This is a genomic window from Pseudomonas sp. M1 (assembly GCF_022760135.1).
GTDB classification, from domain to species: Bacteria; Pseudomonadota; Gammaproteobacteria; order Pseudomonadales; family Pseudomonadaceae; genus Pseudomonas; species Pseudomonas citronellolis.
Map to the genome: position 1 here is coordinate 3,879,162 of NZ_CP094343.1, position 17,931 is coordinate 3,897,092.

Consider the following 17,931-nt stretch of genomic DNA (forward strand, 5'->3'; position numbering starts at 1 on the left):
GGCCGAGGGGCTTATCCCGATAGCGCAGAAACCCGGCCCTGCCGGCCCGAAGCCGGTTGCCGCGGGGCGGGCCAACTGTTGGCCTGGCGACAGTTAGCCGACAGTACAGTTGCAGGCGCAACAGCAAAGGCCCGGCGCCAGCCCGCGGCCCCCGGAATCACCGAGGCGCCCGGTGGCACGGGGATTGCTTCGGGGGCACCACGACGGATTCCCCCAGCTAGCAACGAGGACAGCAACATGAGTCTGGACGCATTCCGCGCCCCACCACTCTCCAGCGACAGCCACCACCCAAGCCTCCCCCACGGCGAGCGGAAACAGGAGCACGGCGCATGAAGATCATCGACATGCGCTGCCGCCCGGCCTTCCTGCATCCGTTCTTCGGCGCCGTGCCCGGCTCGGCCGAGCACGCCACGGCGCGCTGGCTGAACCGGCGCGTCGGCACCCGCGGCGACGATGCCCACTTCGAGCGCTCGCTGACCCAGGAAGGATTCCTCGCCGAAGTACGCGATGCCGGCCTGCACAAGGCCGTGGTGGTCGGCCGGCATACGCCGGCGCAGCACCTGCCCAACGAGCGGATCCACGCCATCGTGGATGGCCACGCACAATTGCTCGGCATCGGCTCGGTGGACCCGGCGCTGCAGGGCGTGGAAGGCGCGCTCGCGGAGATCGACCATGCGATCGACGACCTGGGCCTGGCCGGCATCGACCTGGAGCCCGGCTTCGGCGAACCGGCGCGGCACCCGGACGACGCGCTGTACTGGCCGATCTACGAACACCTGCAGAAGCGCGCCACCCCGTTGTTCCTGATGAGCGGGCCGACCACGCCCGACCCGGCCTACAACGACCCCGGCCGCCTGGCGGCCGTGGCCCGGGCCTTCCCGGACCTGCGGATCGTCGTCTACCACGGCTTCTGGCCCAACGTGCAGCAGGCCATCGGCCTGGCGTTCCGCTACGAGAACGTCCACCTGGTGCCGGACATGTACCTGTTCCTGCCCGGCAGCGAAGCCTACGTGCAGGCCGCCAACGGCTTCCTCGCCGACCAGTTGCTGTTCGGCTCCTCCTACACCTTCAGGCCCATTCGCCAGAGCATCGAGGACGCCCAGCGCCTGGGCTTGAGCGAACACGCCCTGGAGCGCTTCTTCCATGGCAACGCCGCGCGCCTGTTCGGGCTCGACTGAGTAGCGCGAAGCCCGCCGGGGAGCCCGCTCGGCAGCGGGCCCCCGGCGGGCGACGATAGGAAGGCCGCCAGCCAGGGCCGCGCCGTGGCCCGCCTCAGATCGTGCGCGAGAAACGCTCCTGCTGCTCGCCGCCCAGGTAGGCGTCGAAGGCCATCGCCACGCTGCGCATCATCAGCTGGCCCTGGGGCAGCAGGATCAGCGCGTCGTCGCGCAGCTCCACCAGCCCGTCGTCGACCTGCTCCCGCAACTGCCGCAGCGAGCCTGCGAAATACTCGCTGAAGCGGATGCCATGGCGCGCCTCCAGCGGCGCGTAGTCCACGCGGCCATGGCACATCAGCGCGCCTATCACCTCGCGGCGCAGGCGGTCGTCGTCGGTCAGCCGGTAGCCCTTGTGCACCGGCAGCAGGCCCTCGTCGAGGCGCGCGTAGTACTGCGACAGCTCCTTCACGTTCTGCCCGTAGGTGTCGCCGACCTTGCTGATCGACGACACGCCCAGCGCAATCAGGTCGCAGTCGGCATGCGTCGAATAGCCCTGGAAGTTGCGTTGCAGCGTGCCCCTGGCGCGGGCCACGGTGAGTTCGTCGTCGGGCAGCGCGAAGTGGTCCATGCCGATGTACGCATAGCCCTCCCCCGTCAGCCGCCGGATGGTCAGCTCCAGCAGCTCCAGCTTGCGCTCGGGCGGCGGCATGTCCTCGCGGCGGATCAGCCGCTGCGCGCGCACCCGCTCGGGCAGGTGGGCGTAGCTGTAGGCGGCGATGCGGTCCGGGCGCAGCGCGATGATCTTGCCCAGGGTGGCGTCGAAGCTCTCCACCGTCTGCAGCGGCAGGCCGTAGATCAAGTCCACCGAGACCGACTTGAAGCGCGCCTCGCGGGCGGCCTGGACCAGGTCGAAGATCTGCTGCTCGCTCTGCACGCGGTTGACCGCGGCCTGGACCTTCTCGTCGAAGTCCTGCACGCCGAAGCTGAGGCGGTTGAAGCCCTGGGCGCGCAACTCGGCGATGCGCTCGCGGCTGATGGTGCGCGGGTCGACCTCGATGGAGAACTCGTGGTCGTCGCTCTCGTCCAGGTTGAAGTGCTCGCGCAGGCTGTCCATCAGGTCCGACAACTGTTCGCTGGTCAGGTAGGTCGGCGTACCGCCGCCCAGGTGCAGCTGGGTGAGCTTGCGCGAACCCTCGAACAGCGCCGCCTGCATGGCGATCTCGCGCTTGAGGTAGTCCAGGTACTCCACGGCGCGGTGGGTCTTCTGGGTGATGATCTTGTTGCAGGCGCAGTAGTAGCAGAGGCTCTTGCAGAACGGGATGTGGATGTAGACCGACAGCGGCTTGGCCGGCGCCCGGTTGCTCGACCGGGCGGCCTGGCGATAGTCGTCGGCGGCGAACGCGCCATGGAACTGCGGCGCGGTGGGATAGGAGGTATAGCGCGGGCCGGGGCGATCGTACTTCTCGACCAGCGCGCGGTTGAAACTCATCGACTCAGACATGGCACGGCTCCTCGGACGCTGGCAGTCTGTCGCTGCAAGTCGTCCGTCCAAAGATACACCCATGTGGGCGTTGCGCCTCCTGAGCGGGATCAAGAACTTCCGCCGGGCGCAGCTCGGCTTCGCGTATCCAGGGCGGGCTAGACTGTCCGTGCTGGCGGCGCCAGCGGTTAGCGCAACGTCCTGAGGAGCCTGCACGATGACCAGGAGATTCGAGATCGGCGATCATGTGAGCTGGAACTCCGAGGCGGGCCGCGTGTCGGGGACGATCATCGCCATCCATACCCGCGACTTCGACTACAAGGGCCACCGCCATCACGCCTCGGAAGACGATCCGCAGTACGAGATCAAGAGCGACAGGACCGACCACATCGCGGCGCACAAGGGCAGCGCCCTCACCCTTGTGTGATGCTGGCGGCCCGTGAAGCTTCCGTTCTTCACCATCGGCCACTCCAACCGGAGCCTCGACGCCTTCGTCGAGTTGCTGCGCGGGCCCGACGTCGGGCTGCTCGTGGACATCCGCAAGGTCCCGCGCTCCGCGTCCAACCCGCAGTTCAATGCCGATACGCTTCCCGGGGCGCTGGCCGGCCACGCCATCGCCTACGAGCACCTGGCCGCGCTCGGCGGGCTGCGCGGCAAGGCCCGGGGCCTGCCCGCACAGGTCAATGGCTTCTGGGACAACCGCAGCTTCCACAACTATGCCGACTACGCGCTCTCGGAGCAGTTCCACGAGGGACTGGAACACCTGCTGGAAGCCGGGCGCCAGCGCCGCTGCGCGATCATGTGCTCGGAAGCCGTGTGGTGGCGCTGCCACCGCCGCATCGTCAGCGACTACCTCATCGCCAGGGGCGAGGCGGTCTTCCACATCATGGGGGAAGGCCGCCTGGAGCCGGCCCGGTTGACGCCCGGCGCCGTCGTCCAGGCGGATGGCTCGGTGGTCTATCCCGCGACTGGTTCGCCGCCGGCGTGAGCGGCTAGGTACCGCGCTTCAGCAGCATCCTCTCGATATGCCCGATGGCGGCCCGCGGCTTGAGCTTTTTCGGGCAGAAGGCGATGCAGTTGTAGATCGAGCGGCAACGAAACACGCTGAACGGGTCGTCCAGCGCCGCCAGCCGCGCCTCGGTGGCCGTATCGCGGGAGTCGACGAGGAAGCGATAGGCATTCAACAGGCCCGCCGGGCCGATGAAGCGCTCCGGGTTCCACCACCAGGACGGGCACTGCGTCGAGCAGCAGGCGCACAGGATGCACTCGTACAGCCCATCCAGCCTGGCCCGCTCCTCCGGCGACTGCAGCCGCTCGATGGCCGGTGGCGGCTGGTCGTTGATGAGGTAGGGCTTTATCCGCTCGTACTGCCTGTAGAACGTCCGCATGTCGACGACCAGGTCCCGTATCACCGGCAGGCCGGGCAATGGCCGTATGACGATGTCCACGTCGCCGCGCAACGGCCTGATCGCCTGCCCGGATGGCAGTTGCCCGCCGTGGAGCAGGGTCGAGACGCTGGTGATGCAGGCCAGGCAGTTGGCGCCGTTGATGTTCATGCCGTCGGAGCCGCAGACGCCTTCGCGACAGCTGCGCCGGTAGGTCAGCGTCTGGTCCTGGGTTTTCAGGTGCTCCAGTAGGTCGAGCACCATCATGTCCTCGCCCGGCTGCAGGTCATAGGTGTAGTCCTGCAGGCGCGGCGCTGCATCCTGTTCCGGGAGATAACGGTAGATACGGACTTTCATCTCGCTCGCCTCCAAGCCGATCTCCAGCGTGGACCTTCCAGGCGATCTGGCCAAGCCTCTGTCGGCAGCCCAGGAATTATACGACTCATCGATACGAGCAGCGCCGGCAGCGGCGCCGAGTTGCTGGCCAATGGCAAGCTATGTGATGATTAGTATCGATTCTCATTTACCAAAAGACTCTGATGGCCGCGGGACACCACCCGGCGGCGTGGTGACTGTCTGTGAGCTCATCTGCCTATGCCACTCCCCCATCGCTGGAGACGCTGTACTGCGACCATCACGGCTGGCTGCAGGCATGGCTGCGCAGGCGCCTGGGGCACGCCAGCGATGCCGCGGACCTGGCCCACGACACCTTCCTGCGGCTGATCGGCGGGGCCAGCCAGCCGCGTTTCGCCAGCATGGCCGAAGTGCGCGCCTACCTGCGAACCACCGCCAAGAATCTGTGCATCAACCTGTGGCGGCGCCAGGAAATCGAACGCGCCTGGCTCGACACCTTGGCGGCGCTGCCGGAAGAGCAGTGCCCCTCCGCCGAGCGGCAGGCCGCGGTGCTGCAAGCCCTGGAGGAGATCAGCTGCATGCTGCAGACGCTGTCCGCCAAGGCGGCACGGGCTTTTACCCTCGCCGTGGTGTGCGAGATGACCGACGACGAGGTCGGCGCGCAGCTGGGGGTTTCCGGGCGCATGGTGCGCAAGTACGTGGCCCAGGCCATGCTCGCGTGCCTGACGTTGCGCGCCGGCGAGACGGCTGCCGCGTTGCGCCAGGAGCCGCTCTACTGATGGCGAACCCCGGTCACGAAAGCCCCCTGCCCTCGCACGCCGTGCTGGAGCAGGCGGCCTACTGGTACGCCACCCTGCGTGACGGCCAGGCCAGCGCCCAGCAGCGCGCCCACTGGCAGGCATGGCTGGGCGCGGATCAGATGCACGAGCAGGCCTGGCGTTATGTCGAAGGCGTCAGCCGCAACTTCGAGCCGCTGCGCGGCCGGCCCGACACGCACCTGGCCGCCGATGCGCTGGGTATCGCCGCCGAACGCATGCATTCGCGTCGCCGGCTGCTGACCGCAATGGCGGCCGTCAGCACTGGCACCCTGTGCGGCTGGCTGGGCTGGCGGGAAGCGCTGTTGCCGCCCAGCCTGATGGCCTGGGGCGCCGATTACCGCACCGCCACCGGCGAGCAACGTGAAATAACCCTGGCCGATGGCTCCCGCGCCTGGCTCAACACCGCCAGTGCCATCGACCGGGCGTTCAGTGCCCGGGCTCGCCGCGTCACGCTGGTGCGCGGCGAGGTGTTCATCGCCACCGCCAAGGGCGCGCGCCCCTTCTACGTCGAGACCGGACATGGGCGCCTGCAAGCGCTGGGCACGCGCTTCAACGTGCGCTGCGAGGGTGAGCGAACCTGGCTGGCCGTCTATGAAGGCGCTGTGGAAATACGCACTGCCAAGGGCGCCGTCCGCGTGCTGAAGGCCGGCCAGCAGGCGCATTTCAGCGCCAGCCACATCGGTGACAGCCAGGCCGCCGACGCGGCCCGTGAAGCCTGGACCCAGGGCTCGCTGCTGGCCGACAACATCTCCCTGCGCGAGGTGGTGCAGGAGCTGCGCCGCTATCGCCACGGCCACCTCGGCGTTGCCGATGAGGTGGCCGACCTGCGGGTGTATGGCAACTTCCCCATCCAGGACTCCGAGCGCGTGCTGCGCATGCTGGCCTCGGCGTTGCCGATCCGTATCGAACAGCCCCTGCCCTGGTGGGCGAGCATCGAAGCCCGGCGCTGAGCACGGCGGGCAAAAAAAATCGGAAAAAGGGTTCCGGGTTTCGCCCGCTCGCTGGTTTACCCAGTGAGAAGACGTTAAACATCGCCGCATCGGCGCCTCGAGGGGCCGTATGGCATCGGCGGTTGAGGGTCTTCGCTCATCAACCCTTGTCCCCAGAGGAATGCCGTCCATGTCCCTCCGCTGTCACCCGCGCGCTGCCCACCCGGGTGTTGTCGCACACGCTTTTGCCCTGCGCCCGCTGACCCTGGCGCTTCACCTGGCGCTATCGGGCAGCGCCGTGGGCCTGGCGGCCTGGTCGCCGGTCGCCATGGCCGGGGACGGCGTCGTGGCCAGCGCCGAGCGCAGCTACGACATTCCCGCCGGCCCGCTGGCCAGCGCGCTCACGCGTTTTTCCCGCGAGGCAGGCGTGTATCTGGTCGGTGCCGGCAGCGTGGCCGAGGGCGTGACCAGCCCGGGCCTGCAAGGCAGCTACACGGTGTCGGACGGCCTGGCCGCGCTGCTTTCCGGAACCGGCCTGGAAGCCGTTCGGCAGGCCGATGGCAGCTATGGACTGCAGAAGGCGCCAAGCGCGGAGCCCTATCGCCTCGCTCCCGTCATCGTCAACGCCCAGGCGGTAGCGGACGACCCCGCCGCCTCGGTGGTGACCCGGGAACTGTGGGTCGGCGGCAAGGTGGCGACCAACATCCAGAACACCCCGGCCTCGGTTTCCGTCGTGACCCAGAAGGAAATCGAGCAGCGCAGCGCCAGCACGACCGAGGAAATCCTGCAGTACACCCCGGGGACCATCACCGACTACTACGGCACCGATGACCGCAACGACTACTTCCTGATTCGCGGCTTCCAAGCCACCACCTACCGCGATGGCCTGACCCTGGGCTCGATGCGCGGTGTGCGCGAGGAGCCTTTCGCCTATGAGCGCGTCGAGGTGCTGCGCGGCGCCAACTCCACGCTGTTCGGCCCGGCCGACCCGGGCGGCTCGGTGAACTTCGTGACCAAGCAGCCGCGTTTCAACAGGTTCGGCCAGGTCTATGCGACCTACGGCTCGTTCAACCACATGGAGGCCGGCCTGGATACCGGCGATGCGAACGAAGAGAAGACCCTGGCCTACCGCTTCACCGGCAAGTTCCAGGACAGCGATCGCGAATACGACCACTCCCAGGACGACAACAACTTCCTCATGGGCGGCCTGACCTGGGCGCCGACGGCCTATACCTCCGCCACCCTGGTGGTGGACCACCTGCGCCAGGACAACACGCCCAACAGTGGCGGTTACCCGATGGATAGGGAGTATGACCGCGACAAGTTCTTCGGCGAGCCGAGCTACAACTTCCACGATGTCGAGCGCACCAACGTCAGCGCCAACTTCACCCATGATTTCGACAACGGTTTCACCCTGCGCAGCAACCTGCGCCACAGCGACCTGAGCGATGAATACGGCTATGCCTATATCAGCGACGCTGCCGGGCATACCGGAACCCTGGTCGACCGTGGCTACCTGGGTTCCGACAGCGACGCCGAGCAGTTCAACGGCAACCTGATGCTGCAGTACGACGCGCGCTTCGAGAACATCGACAGCAGCAGCATCGTCGGCGTGGAATATCTCGACTCCTTCGCCAAGAACGTCTCCGTCTACGGCTCCGCCGACCCGATAGACGTTGCCAACCCGGTATACCGCGGCGTTTCGCCGGCCATCGTCTACCAGGACAAGGATCAGGACAGCACCATCAAGTCGGTGTTCCTGCAGCAGAACCTGTCGTTCTTCGAGCGTTTCATCGTCACCGCCGGCATGCGCAACGACTCCATGGACGTTTCCGAAACCGACCACCTCTCCGGCATCAAGTCCTCGGACAATTTCTCGGAAAACTCTTTCCGCGGCGCGTTGACCTATATCGTCAACGACGAGGTTTCCACCTACGTCAGCATGGTGGAGTCGGTTTCCCCGCCCGAGGTCGGCGTCACCCCGGAGCGCGGCACCCAGTACGAAGTGGGTGTGAAGTATTCGCCGCAGGAGATGAACGCGCTGTTCTCCGCTGCCGTCTACCAGCTGACCCAGGACGATGTCGCCACCGCAGTCGTGCAGCCGAACGGCGTCATCGACCAGCAGACCGTAGGCTCGCAGCGCGTGCGTGGCCTGGACCTGGAGGTCAAGGCCGAGCTCACGGAGAACCTGAGCCTGGTTGGCGGCTACTCCTACATGGACACCGAGGTGCTTCGCGGTGCGCTGCAGGTATGGGCCGGGACGGGTTACGAGGTCGTGTCGATCAAGGGCAACCAGCTCGTCTCCGCCCCCAGGCACTCGGCTTCGCTCTGGAGCTATTACAGCGTGCCGGGAACGGACGTCAGCGTCGGCCTGGGCGCCCGTTATACGGGGGCCTACTATTTCGGCGACTTCAACGACACCGGCAAGAGCGACGCCACCACCCTGTTCGATGCCGCGTTCAACTACCAGCTCCTCAAGGACACCGACCTGGCCATCAACGTCAGCAACCTGTTCGACGAGCAGCACGTGGTCGGTCGCGGTAGCGCGGACTACTACAACCCGGGCCGCGAGATCACGGCCAAGGTGAGCTACAACTGGTGAGGCGCGGGACGCGCGAGCCGATCGATTCCGCTCGGGTCGCGCGTCCGGCTGCGCCTTGCGCATGGGCGAGACCGCCAATTGAAAAGACCGCCCAGGGCAACCCGGCGGTCTTTTCTGTCCGGGGCTCGGCGGAAGGGAGGGCTGGGCGGGATGATTTCCAGTAGTTTTCGCTGGAACGAAAAAAGGGCCTTTCGGCCCTTTTTTCAGTGACTTGCAAATGCCAGTGGACATTGGCGGCGATGACTTCGATGAGCACTTTTCCCCGCAGACCAATGTCTATCGCTGCACCTCGCCTCAGATCATCGGCTTGTCGTCGATTCGGTCTCGCGCGGCGCTTGCGGCCAGGGCGTCGAAGGTTTCCGCGCTCAGCGCCTCCTCGCCCTGCTCGTCGAGTAGCCGGCGGAACACCAGGTGTTCCGGGAAGCTGCGGCCGATCAGCGTCAGCAGGCGCACGCCACGCGCGGTCAGCTCGAAGTTGTTGCCGGTGCCGCCATGGTCTCGCGGCCGGTCCTGGATGAAGCCGCCGTCGAACAGCACACCCTCCAGGTCGCCGGCCACGCGCTTGATGTGGTCGACGCTGCCGCCCAGCGGCTCGCCCTGGGCCAGGCGTTCCTCGGCCACCTCCTCGCCGTACTCGCGGGCCTTGTAGGGTTCGTCGGCGCATTGCTGGGCGTGCAGCAGCAGTTGTTCGATCAGGTCCCAGTCGTAGCTCATGGCATGTCTCCCGCGCTGTTCGATGGCTTTGCCGGCGGTTCCGCCGGCCCTGCCTGTTGCGACTGCCCGGCCCGCCATGGGTTCGAACGCACCGAGCAGCGGCGCGCTGTTCCGTTGGGCAATTCTTTCGAACTCGCCGCCGCCACGGCTTCCAAAGCCTGGTGAGTGCCGCGCCGCGAGGCGTGGCCGGCCACTGCGCCCGCGTGGCGCTTCAGCGAAGGAGCCCGATCATGAGTGCGAACCTGCAAGGCAAGAAAGTCCTGATCATCACCGCCAACGCCGGCATCGAGCGCGACGAACTGCTGCGCCCGCTGCAGGCCCTGAAGGATCAGGGCGCCAGCGTCAGCCATGCCAGCATCCAGGGCGGCGAAGCCCAGACCTGGCTCAAGGACAGCGAGAAGGACGTGACGGTGAATTCCGATGCCCGGCTCCAGGACCTGAGCGCCGCGGACTACGACGCCCTGGTGATACCCGGCGGCACGGTCAATGCCGACACCCTGCGCCAGGATGCCGATGCGCAGCGCCTGGTCCGCGAGTTCGCCGAGGCCGGCAAGACGGTCGCGGCGATCTGCCATGGCCCCTGGCTGCTGATCGATGCCGGCGTGGTCTCCGGCAAGACGCTGACCTCCTATTCCAGCGTGCGCACCGACCTGGCCAATGCCGGGGCCGAGTGGGTGGACGCGCAGGTCAAGGTCTGCCCGGCCCAGGGCTGGACGCTGATCACCTCGCGCAACCCCGACGACCTGCCGGCCTTCAACGAGGCCATCGGCCAGGCCCTGGCGGCCTGAGGCCCATCCACCCATGCAGACAGAGGGACAACAGATGAGTGCACAGAATCTGGGCCGCTGGGAGCGGCTGTTCTCGGTGGCCCTGGGCCTGGCCGGGATGCGCAACGGTTTTCGTCGCGGCGGCCTGCAGGGCTGGCTGGAAGTGGGCGCCTCGGCGCTGATGGTCAAGCGCGGCCTGACCGGCCATTGTCGGGTCAAGGCGGCGCTGCTCGGCCACGGGGACGGGCATGCCGAGGCAGCGCCTGGCGTCATCCCTGGGCCGGCTCGCGAAAGCCAGGAAAAGCGCGTGGACAACGCCCTGGAGGAAACCTTTCCGGCCAGCGACCCCATCTCGCCCTGAAGGGGCGCGCAAATGAGCGGCGTCCCGGCGCGGTCGAACGGCTGCGCCGGGTGCAATCAGAGTGGGGAAAAAGAAGCTTCATCCCTGAAGCGAGGCATCTGAACAAAGGAACCGAAGTGATTCTAGGTACAAGCCCAGGGCGCTTCCACATTCATTGAAAATACTGTTGAAACCCTTCACAAGCTCCTGATAAGGCGTGCATTTTGCCATGTAATCCGTGTAATTCGCCTGATATCCACTGGCTATCGCGGCGCTGCCATCGGCAACTTTCCTGCTTATAACCGGCAACTTTAAAAAACCTCGCCAAGGTTATATTCAAAATTTCTTCACGCCGGTTTTCCGCCTTGAAACAGCCCGGGGCTTACCTTAGTTTTCCCTTCCGCAACCTGTCGGCGTCTTGCAGAAATCCAACCCCATATCGTGAAGTCGCCCGATGGAAAGATTGCTCTCCCCGCAACAGCAACAAGAGGCGGTCAACGTCTTTCTGCGCCTGGTGCCCACCCTGGCCAGAGAGATAGAACTTTCACAACTCGCAAGCGACGAGGATCTGGACTCCTATCGACTCAGGAAGGGCTGGGGCGAACTTTGCGCGCAAGCCAAGCATTCGGGGCTGGAGCCCTGGTTGTTCGCCCATATGTTGCTCGGCACGCCGAGCGAAGAATTGGAAAGACTCAAGGCGTTGCGCAGACATATGACCTTCCGCTGAAGCCGCTTCTCCGGTCCCGAAGAAGCCTGTTCAACCTGCTGCTGGTAATCGCTGCCCAGGGAGGTCACCGCCTGCTGGCCGACGATGGCCAGCACCGGCTGGTGCTCCTCGTCGTACAGCCCGTTGAGCAGGTGGATGACGGTGGCCAGGCAGATGCCGACCTCAGCAATGCGCCGAAATGCATCGGCAAGGGCGTGAATGGATGCTTGAAAAAAGCACCCCGTCCCTGGGGCGTGCATATCAAGGGGAGTTCGCAATAACTATTCAGGCAGAGCCTGGCAGGTGGCGCAATCGACATTGAAAAATCGAACCGATAAAGCCGATTCCCGCATATTGCATGAAGGATTGCCGGCCCATGACCGCATCATGCTGATATCCAAATGATGCTATCGCTTCTTCGCGCCCAGTGAATCCGCGGCATACGGCGAATTGCTCGAAATTTGCGCGCAACGTCGTATCCATAATTTCAACTGATGGCCTTTTTCGCTTGAGCCACCGCACTTACAGGCGTACTTTTTCGGGTCTTCTGCTACATATTTCCCTGGATGTTCTCGGGGCCTTTCCCTTCACCAGGCTTTTCCTCCCCTCCTCATGCAAATCCTATTGAACTCCGCGCAGCGGCAGGCTGCCGTGGCGGAGTTTCTTCGCCGCGTTCCTGCCCTGGCCCGGGAGATCGAACTGTCCCGCCTCGAGGAAAACGAAGACGTACAGGCCTACCGCCTGCGCAAGGGCTGGGCCGAGCTGTGCATCCACGCCCGCGCCATGGGCGTCGAGCCCTGGCTGTTTGCCCACCTGCTGATCGGCACCCCGGCCGAACAGGTCGAGCGGTTGAAGAACACGCGCAACCCGCTGCTGCCCGACTGAACCTGCCCTGCCCGGGCCGCTCACTCGCCGTGCTCCGCCGAGCCCGGCGGCTGCGCCATGCCGCGGGGCCCGGCGATGCCCCAGATGGCCAGGCCAACCACCGGGAAGATGGCGATCAGCAGCGCCCACAGGGCCTTGGCGTTCACGCCCTTGTCGCTGCGGAACACGCTGACGATGGCCCACAGGTCCAGCAGCACGATGATCACCGCCACGGCGATCAGCATCAGGGAGACGAACGGGGTCATGGCGCACCTCCTCGGCACAGTCGATGTCTGCGGTGGGCCGGCCCGCGCGGCCAAGGTTCCATCGCCTGGACCGGCGCCGCGGCGGCGTACCGTTCGTCCCGGTGGCTGAACATGGCCGCCGCCCTCCAGTCCTCCGAGAGACCGCCGGGGTCATGCCGGCGGCCAGCCATCGACCTACAGGAGGACCGGCACATGGGTTGGAACGACCATCAGGACGCCGCATTCACCGCCGCGCTGCGGCAGTTGTTCGCCCAGGGCAGCCTGGAACCGGACAGCCGCGAGGAGATCCTCGCCCGCTACATCCTCGAGCACGGTTTCGCCGCGCTGTCCGAGGAGCAGCAGCAACGCTTCCGCGACGAACTGCTGCCGCGGCTCAGGGAAGTCTCCGGCGCCGCCGTCCTGCCGATGGACATCCCCCTGCAGGAAACCACCCCGCCGCCCAACGGCGGCATCAGCGATCCGGGCATCAACGACCCGGGCAACGAAGACCCCGGCTCGCTGCTGGAAAGCGAACTGCCGGACGCCGGTAGCAAGAGCAAGCATTCCCGCTGACAGCCCGGCGCAACGGAAGGAGGCTCATCGATGATCCCGTTCACGACCCTGCTGACCCAACCGAAACACGCCTGGGGCGACCTCAGCGCCAGCGTCGACCGTCACCCGCGGGCCTTCGTGCCGCTGTGGCTGGCCCTGCCGCTGATCCCGGCGATCTGCCTGTTCATCGGCACCACCCAGGTGGGCTGGCGACTGCCGGGCAACGACCAGACGCAGTACCTGAGCGCCAGCAGCGGCGCGCTGCTGGCGCTGTGGTGCTACCTGGGCTTTCTCTGCGGGGTGGTGATCATGGCCTACCTGGTGCGCTGGGTGCTGTTCCGCACCGAGAGCCGGCCGGACATCGGCCGCAGCATGGCCTTCACCACCACCATCGCCGTGCCGCTGATGCTGGCCGGGGTGGTGGCGCTGGTGCCCTCGCGCTGGCTGATGCTGCTCGCCGCCGCGCTGGCCACGGCCTGCTCGGCCTTCCTGCTGTTCAGCGGGCTGCCGGTGTTCATGCACCTGCGCCAGCGCAAGGCGGTGTTCTATGCCGGCTGCATCCTCGGCTTCGGCTTCCTGGCGCTACTGACCACGGCCTTCGCCTTCCTCGAACTCTGGGGGCAGAGCATGGCCGGCAGCGGCGAATACCTGGAGCAGTGAGCCCGGAGGCGGCAGCGGCTCCTCCGGGGGCTGCTGCATGGGCACCTCCTCGGGGAAGTCCTCGGGCACCTGGCTTTCCCGCTCGGGCAGCGTCGGCGGCTGCTCGGGCTGGGGCCGCTGGAGTTCGGTGAACGGGGCCATGGCGTACCTCCTGGGCAAGGGTGGCTGTCACCCTTGCTTTGGACGCGGCGCCTCAGTTTGGTTCGGTTTTTCCGGCCTCGGCCTGCACCTCCACCAGCAGCGCCAGCAACTGCTCGCGGTCGAAGGGCTTGGCCAGGCGCCGCAGCGACGCGGGGCAGCCCTCCAGGCGCGCCGAGTAGCCGCTCATCAACACGCAGCACAGCGCCGGGTGCGTCTGCCGGGCGCGCTGGATCAGCTGCATGCCGTCCAGGTCGGGCATGGCGTAGTCGGTCAGCAGCAGGTCGAACGCATCGCCTTCCTTCTCCAGCAGCTCCAGGGCGTGCTGCGAGGAGTCGGCGCGGCGCACTTCGCAGCCCAGCTCCAGCAGCATGGCCGCGGTGCCGGTCAGCACCAGCGGGTCGTCGTCGACGATGAGCACACGCAGTTCCACCGTTTCCGGCAGCGCCGCCTGGGCCGCCGTGTCCTCGGCGTCGTCCGCTTCGCCGTCCGCCGCCGGGAGCACCGCCGGCAGCCAGATTTCCGCGGTGGTGCCCTGCCCAGGCGCGCTGTGCAATATCAGTGCGCCGCCCTGCTGCTGGGCAAGGCCGTGGACGATGGACAGCCCGAGGCCGGTGCCCTTGCCGGTGGCCTTGGTGGTGTAGAAAGGCTCCGCCGCCCGGCGCAGGGTCTCGGCGTCCATGCCCTGGCCGGTGTCGGAGACCGCCAGGCACACGTAGTCGCCGCCGGCCAGGTTGCTGCGCTGGCCGTCCAGCAGCGTCTCGTTGCGCGCCGAGATGGTGATGGCGCCGCCCTGGGGCATGGCGTCGCGGGCGTTGGTCGCCAGGTTGATGATCGACAGTTCCAGCTGGTTCTGGTCGCTCATCACCCGGTTCAGGTGCAGCGGGAAGCGCGTTTCGATAGTGATGGTCGGCCCCAGCGAGCTGAGCAGCAGCTCGCTCATGTCCTGCAGCAGCGTCGGCAGCTCGATCGGCTGCGGGAACAGCCGCTGCTTGCGGGCGAAGGCGAGCATCCGCTGGGTCAGCTGGGCGCCGCGGCGGGTGGCCTCCAGGGCGTTGCGCCAGATGTCCTGGACGCGCTCGGCGTCGGCCGGCAGGTGCCGGTGCAGCAACTGCAGGCCACCGATGATCACCGTGAGCAGGTTGTTGAAGTCGTGGGCGACGCCGCCGGTGAGCTGGCCCAGGGACTCCATCTTCTGCGACTGGACCAGCTCGTTGCGGGCCCGCTCCAGTTCCTCCTGGGCGTAGCGCTTGTCGGTGATGTCGCGGGTGATCTTGGCGAAGCCCAGCAGAGTGCCGGCCTCGTCGTGGACCGGGTCGATCACCAGGTTGGCCCAGAAGCGGCTGCCGTCCTTGCGCACCTGCAGCCTCTCCTCCTCGTAGCGCCCCTCGGCCAGGGCGATGTTCAGGCTGCGTTCGGGCACGCCGTCGTTGCAATCCTCGACGGTGTAGAAGCAGGAGAAGTGCCGGCCGACGATCTCCTCCGGACGGTAGCCCTTGATCCGCTGCGCCCCGGAGTTCCAGCTGGCCACGCGGCCGTCGGGTTCGAGCATGTACAGCGCGTAGTCGGACACGCCGTTGACCAGCAGGCGGAACTGCTCCTCGCTGCGCCGCAGCGCCTGCTCGGTCTCGTGCTGGGCGGTGCGGTCGCGGGTGATCTTCACGTAGCCCAGCAGCTCGCCGCTGTCGTCGCGCACCGCGTCCATCACCACGTGGGCCCAGAAGGTCGAGCCGTCGCGGTGCAGGCGCCAGCCCTCGCTTTCATAGCGGCCCTCGCGCGCCGCGGTGGCCAGCGCCCGCTCGGGCAGCCCGGCCTCGCGGTCGGCGGGCAGGTAGAAACAGGAGAAATGCCGGCCGATGATCTCGCGCGCCTCGTAGCCCTTGAGCCGCTGCGCCCCGGAACTCCAGCTGCCGACCAGGCCGTTGGGGTCGAGCATGTAGATGGCGTAGTCCGTCACTGCCTCCATCAGCAACCGATAGCGGGCGTCCTCCACCAGTTGCGCATTGCTGGCGATCGTTCCTGACATGGCGTTCCTCCACCGAATCGCTTCAGCAAAGCACAGCTTCGCCGGGCGCACCTCCCTGGCCGCCCAAAGGAGCACCCCGGCGTGCGTCAGCCCAGCACCAGGCGGTTGGCGCGCTCGCCCACCACCATCTCGGTGATCCAGCGCACCAGGATGTCGGTATAGGCGTCCTGGGCCAGCTCGGTGCTCAGGGCGTGATCGGCCTGGTCGATGATCCGGTGGGTCAGCGAGTGGGTCTGCTGGAAGGCGGCCCGGTAGCTGAGGATAGTGGCGCGGGGGATGAAGTCGTCGTGCTCCGACTGCACCAGCAGCACGTCGCCGGTGAAGGCCGCGCAGGCGCGCAGGGCGCGGTTGCTCGCCGCCGGTACGCGGCTGGAGCGGTACGCCATCAGGTCGTCGCGGGGCAGCTCGCGCTTGGGCCGGTCCCAGTCCTCGTCGCGGTACAGCGCCGGCACCCGCAGGGCCAGCCAGCGGATGCGGCGCAGCTCGGTGAGGATGCAGGCGAGGTAGCCGCCATAGCTGGTGCCGACCACGGCAATGGCCTCGGGGTCGATCTGCGGGTGCGCGGCCAGGCGGTCGTAGGCGGCCAGCAGGTCGCGCAGGTTGTGCTCGCGGCTGATCCACTCGCGCTGGCGCTCCTCGGCGCCGTGCCCGCGCAGGTCGAAGGTCAGGCACACGCAGCCCAGGCCGGCGATGCCGCGGGCGCGCTTGAGGTCGCGCTGCTGGCTGCCGCCCCAGCCGTGCACGAAGAGCACGCCGGGCACGTGGGTGCGCGGGCTGAGGAAGTTGCCCTGCAGGCGCAGGGAGTCGACATCGATGTCGACACGCTCGTCATAAGGCGTCATAGGTCCTCCACCATGGCGTATTTCAACAGGAAGTCGCCACGCCGGTCGGGGCCGCGGTAGATCACCCGGGCATTGGCCGGCAGCGCCTTGTCCTCGAATATCTCGAAGGACGAAGCACGCACCGCCTGCAACGCCGGATCGGCTACGAAGGCCTGCAACGCGGCCAGTTCCGCGCCGCTGGCGCCGCCGACGCGCCAGGACTGCTCCAGCACGCCGCTGCGCGCGTGGCCGGCGGCATCCACGCCCTGGGCGACGTCGTAGTTGCGCCGCGAGGCGAAGAAGTGCGGCAGGCACTGGCTGGCGGCCCGGTCGAAGGCCCGGCCCTGCTGGATGGCCAGGCGCACCTCGGCGGCCAGGTCCAGCCCCAGCAGGGCGTCGAAGCCGCCGCGCACCACCAGCAGGTCGGAGCCGCCGTAGACCAGCTCGCCGCGGGCGTTGCGGTTCTGCTGCTGGAAGCCGTGGTAGGACAGCAGCACGCCGCTGACCTGGACCTGGCCGACGCTGTGGGTGCGCACCTCGCCGAGGTCGTCCTCGATGGCCAGGCCGGCCAGGTAGTCCGACTCGTCGTAGGCCGCCAGCGCCGCTTCCAGCTCGTCCGCATCGGCCACCACCCGCTGCCCCAGGCCGCCGCGCGCGCCGGCCGGCTTGAGCCGCTGCGGCCCCCGCGGCAGGCGCGCGCTGGCGCAGCGCCAGGCGTCCTGGCGGCAGAACGCGCTGTGGCCGTCCAGCACCACCGGCGCCACCCGCTCGGCGAAACCGGCCGCCCAGCCCTTGGGCGTCAGCGCGGCCTGCTCGATCAGCGGGTGGACGATGGCCTTGCCGGCCTGGTGGGCCTGCTCGACGTAGCCGCCGAACAGGTCCAGCGGCCCCTGCACGCCCAGCTGGCGGGCCTGCTCGCGGCCCACCAGGGTCTCGCTGGGCACCCAGTAGTAGTGGCGCTGCGGGTCGCGTTCCGCGGGCGGGCCGTCGAAGAACTCCAGCCCCTGGATTTCCGCCAGCCAGCGAGCCAGTTCGCGGTTGCTGCAGGCATCCTCGGGCGCCGGTTCGGCCTGCGGCGAGGTGGCGATGACGATACGGCGGTTCTCGGCGTGGATCATGCGGCCGCTCCCTTCGTGCGTGGCACATGAACACTCGACTGTGCCCGCAGTCAGTGGTTCTACACGCCCGATGAAGCGAGGACAGGACGATGGACCAGGACCGCGAAGCGCAGATACGCCAGATGTCTTGCAGGCCGCGCCGAGGTGCTTTTCGTAGGATGGGTTGAGCTTGCGAAACCCATGCGGTCATGGTGATGGGTATCGCTTCGCTCAACCCATCCTACGGGTGTGTTTGCCGGGGAGGTAGGTGCCGGG

General features: G+C 67.3%; 19 protein-coding genes and 1 pseudogene. 12 read left to right on the plus strand and 8 right to left on the minus strand.

Annotation, left to right across the window (positions count from 1 at the left end; all coding sequences use genetic code 11):
• Window positions 1–329: 329 nt before the first annotated feature.
• Window positions 330–1,178 (plus strand): amidohydrolase family protein, encoded by an 849-nt coding sequence (locus tag PM1_RS17130; RefSeq protein ID WP_009619867.1) that lies wholly within the window; start codon window positions 330–332, stop codon window positions 1,176–1,178.
• 94 nt (window positions 1,179–1,272) lie between these two features.
• Here the strand turns inward: PM1_RS17130 and hemN are convergent, their stop codons facing one another.
• A complete protein-coding gene (gene hemN / locus PM1_RS17135; protein ID WP_009619865.1) occupies window positions 1,273–2,658 on the minus strand; it encodes an oxygen-independent coproporphyrinogen III oxidase in 1,386 nt (461 codons plus the stop codon).
• Window positions 2,659–2,854: 196 nt separating this feature from the next.
• Between hemN and PM1_RS17140 the strand changes: the two genes are divergently transcribed.
• Window positions 2,855–3,064, plus strand: a complete 210-nt coding sequence (locus PM1_RS17140) for a DUF2945 domain-containing protein (RefSeq protein ID WP_009619863.1) — start codon at window positions 2,855–2,857, stop codon at window positions 3,062–3,064.
• Between the two features lie 12 nt (window positions 3,065–3,076).
• Entirely contained in the window at window positions 3,077–3,625 is a 549-nt protein-coding gene (locus PM1_RS17145; RefSeq protein WP_009619861.1) for a DUF488 domain-containing protein, read from the plus strand.
• Between the two features lie 4 nt (window positions 3,626–3,629).
• On the opposite strand, the gene PM1_RS17150 is transcribed toward PM1_RS17145, so the two are convergent.
• A complete protein-coding gene (locus PM1_RS17150; protein ID WP_009619859.1) occupies window positions 3,630–4,379 on the minus strand; it encodes a succinate dehydrogenase iron-sulfur subunit in 750 nt (249 codons plus the stop codon).
• Window positions 4,380–4,600: 221 nt separating this feature from the next.
• Between PM1_RS17150 and PM1_RS17155 the strand changes: the two genes are divergently transcribed.
• From PM1_RS17155 to PM1_RS17165, 3 genes are all read left to right on the plus strand, one after another.
• A complete protein-coding gene (locus PM1_RS17155; protein ID WP_009619857.1) occupies window positions 4,601–5,155 on the plus strand; it encodes a sigma-70 family RNA polymerase sigma factor in 555 nt (184 codons plus the stop codon).
• The gene (locus PM1_RS17160) at window positions 5,155–6,144 is read left to right on the plus strand and encodes a FecR domain-containing protein (protein ID WP_009619855.1); all 990 of its coding nucleotides are present in this window, start codon (window positions 5,155–5,157) and stop codon (window positions 6,142–6,144) included. The genes PM1_RS17155 and PM1_RS17160 overlap by 1 nt, the downstream gene beginning before the upstream one ends.
• Window positions 6,145–6,313: 169 nt before the next feature.
• Window positions 6,314–8,725 (plus strand): TonB-dependent siderophore receptor, encoded by a 2,412-nt coding sequence (locus PM1_RS17165; protein ID WP_009619853.1) that lies wholly within the window; start codon window positions 6,314–6,316, stop codon window positions 8,723–8,725.
• A 294-nt stretch (window positions 8,726–9,019) separates the two neighbouring features.
• On the opposite strand, the gene PM1_RS17170 is transcribed toward PM1_RS17165, so the two are convergent.
• Window positions 9,020–9,439: a hypothetical protein gene (locus PM1_RS17170; protein WP_009619851.1), complete on the minus strand. Its 420-nt coding sequence runs from the start codon at window positions 9,437–9,439 to the stop codon at window positions 9,020–9,022.
• Window positions 9,440–9,669: 230 nt separating this feature from the next.
• Between PM1_RS17170 and PM1_RS17175 the strand changes: the two genes are divergently transcribed.
• The 3 genes from PM1_RS17175 to PM1_RS17185 all read left to right on the plus strand — a co-directional run bounded on the left by PM1_RS17175 (window position 9,670) and on the right by PM1_RS17185 (window position 11,273).
• Window positions 9,670–10,227 carry a type 1 glutamine amidotransferase domain-containing protein gene (locus PM1_RS17175; protein ID WP_009619849.1) on the plus strand — a complete coding sequence of 186 codons (558 nt, stop codon included), beginning with the start codon at window positions 9,670–9,672 and terminating at the stop codon, window positions 10,225–10,227.
• A 34-nt stretch (window positions 10,228–10,261) separates the two neighbouring features.
• On the plus strand, window positions 10,262–10,567 hold the full coding sequence (locus PM1_RS17180) for a YgaP-like transmembrane domain (RefSeq protein WP_009619847.1): 306 nt from the start codon (window positions 10,262–10,264) through the stop codon (window positions 10,565–10,567).
• 433 nt (window positions 10,568–11,000) lie between these two features.
• A complete protein-coding gene (locus PM1_RS17185) occupies window positions 11,001–11,273 on the plus strand; it encodes a hypothetical protein (RefSeq protein ID WP_009619846.1) in 273 nt (90 codons plus the stop codon).
• A gap of 20 nt (window positions 11,274–11,293) precedes the next feature.
• Here PM1_RS17185 and PM1_RS17190 read toward each other — a convergent pair.
• Window positions 11,294–11,485 (minus strand): annotated as a pseudogene (locus tag PM1_RS17190) (thiamine pyrophosphate-requiring protein); the annotation flags it as partial.
• Window positions 11,486–11,903: 418 nt separating this feature from the next.
• Between PM1_RS17190 and PM1_RS17200 the strand changes: the two are divergent.
• Window positions 11,904–12,137, plus strand: a complete 234-nt coding sequence (locus tag PM1_RS17200) for a hypothetical protein (protein ID WP_173427888.1) — start codon at window positions 11,904–11,906, stop codon at window positions 12,135–12,137.
• A 20-nt stretch (window positions 12,138–12,157) separates the two neighbouring features.
• Here PM1_RS17200 and PM1_RS17205 read toward each other — a convergent pair whose 3' ends face one another.
• Window positions 12,158–12,382, minus strand: a complete 225-nt coding sequence (locus PM1_RS17205) for a PLD nuclease N-terminal domain-containing protein (RefSeq protein WP_009619843.1) — start codon at window positions 12,380–12,382, stop codon at window positions 12,158–12,160.
• Between the two features lie 192 nt (window positions 12,383–12,574).
• On the opposite strand from PM1_RS17205, the gene PM1_RS17210 reads away from it, so the two are divergent.
• Window positions 12,575–12,934: a hypothetical protein gene (locus PM1_RS17210; protein WP_009619842.1), complete on the plus strand. Its 360-nt coding sequence runs from the start codon at window positions 12,575–12,577 to the stop codon at window positions 12,932–12,934.
• Between the two features lie 30 nt (window positions 12,935–12,964).
• Window positions 12,965–13,573, plus strand: coding sequence for a Yip1 family protein (locus PM1_RS17215; protein ID WP_009619841.1), 609 nt, complete (start codon window positions 12,965–12,967; stop codon window positions 13,571–13,573).
• Between the two features lie 193 nt (window positions 13,574–13,766).
• On the opposite strand, the gene PM1_RS17220 is transcribed toward PM1_RS17215, so the two are convergent.
• The 3 genes from PM1_RS17220 to PM1_RS17230 form a co-directional block, all read right to left on the minus strand.
• Window positions 13,767–15,737, minus strand: coding sequence for a hybrid sensor histidine kinase/response regulator (locus PM1_RS17220; RefSeq protein ID WP_009619839.1), 1,971 nt, complete (start codon window positions 15,735–15,737; stop codon window positions 13,767–13,769).
• An 86-nt stretch (window positions 15,738–15,823) separates the two neighbouring features.
• A complete protein-coding gene (locus PM1_RS17225; protein WP_009619838.1) occupies window positions 15,824–16,579 on the minus strand; it encodes an alpha/beta hydrolase family protein in 756 nt (251 codons plus the stop codon).
• Window positions 16,576–17,676: a DUF3182 family protein gene (locus PM1_RS17230; RefSeq protein WP_009619837.1), complete on the minus strand. Its 1,101-nt coding sequence runs from the start codon at window positions 17,674–17,676 to the stop codon at window positions 16,576–16,578. Before PM1_RS17230 ends, PM1_RS17225 begins: the two co-directional genes overlap by 4 nt.
• Window positions 17,677–17,931: the final 255 nt, after the last annotated feature.

Coding starts and splice junctions, on each gene's coding strand:
- PM1_RS17165 (WP_009619853.1), top strand. CDS start 6,314: ATGTCCCTCCGCTGTCACCCGCGCGCTGCCCACCCGGGTGTTGTCGCA.
- PM1_RS17140 (WP_009619863.1), top strand. CDS start 2,855: ATGACCAGGAGATTCGAGATCGGCGATCATGTGAGCTGGAACTCCGAG.
- PM1_RS17180 (WP_009619847.1), top strand. CDS start 10,262: ATGAGTGCACAGAATCTGGGCCGCTGGGAGCGGCTGTTCTCGGTGGCC.
- PM1_RS17225 (WP_009619838.1), bottom strand. CDS start 16,579: ATGACGCCTTATGACGAGCGTGTCGACATCGATGTCGACTCCCTGCGC.
- PM1_RS17160 (WP_009619855.1), top strand. CDS start 5,155: ATGGCGAACCCCGGTCACGAAAGCCCCCTGCCCTCGCACGCCGTGCTG.
- PM1_RS17150 (WP_009619859.1), bottom strand. CDS start 4,379: ATGAAAGTCCGTATCTACCGTTATCTCCCGGAACAGGATGCAGCGCCG.
- PM1_RS17170 (WP_009619851.1), bottom strand. CDS start 9,439: ATGAGCTACGACTGGGACCTGATCGAACAACTGCTGCTGCACGCCCAG.
- PM1_RS17205 (WP_009619843.1), bottom strand. CDS start 12,382: ATGACCCCGTTCGTCTCCCTGATGCTGATCGCCGTGGCGGTGATCATC.
- PM1_RS17215 (WP_009619841.1), top strand. CDS start 12,965: ATGATCCCGTTCACGACCCTGCTGACCCAACCGAAACACGCCTGGGGC.
- PM1_RS17130 (WP_009619867.1), top strand. CDS start 330: ATGAAGATCATCGACATGCGCTGCCGCCCGGCCTTCCTGCATCCGTTC.
- PM1_RS17175 (WP_009619849.1), top strand. CDS start 9,670: ATGAGTGCGAACCTGCAAGGCAAGAAAGTCCTGATCATCACCGCCAAC.
- PM1_RS17230 (WP_009619837.1), bottom strand. CDS start 17,676: ATGATCCACGCCGAGAACCGCCGTATCGTCATCGCCACCTCGCCGCAG.
- hemN (WP_009619865.1), bottom strand. CDS start 2,658: ATGTCTGAGTCGATGAGTTTCAACCGCGCGCTGGTCGAGAAGTACGAT.
- PM1_RS17220 (WP_009619839.1), bottom strand. CDS start 15,737: ATGTCAGGAACGATCGCCAGCAATGCGCAACTGGTGGAGGACGCCCGC.
- PM1_RS17210 (WP_009619842.1), top strand. CDS start 12,575: ATGGGTTGGAACGACCATCAGGACGCCGCATTCACCGCCGCGCTGCGG.
- PM1_RS17185 (WP_009619846.1), top strand. CDS start 11,001: ATGGAAAGATTGCTCTCCCCGCAACAGCAACAAGAGGCGGTCAACGTC.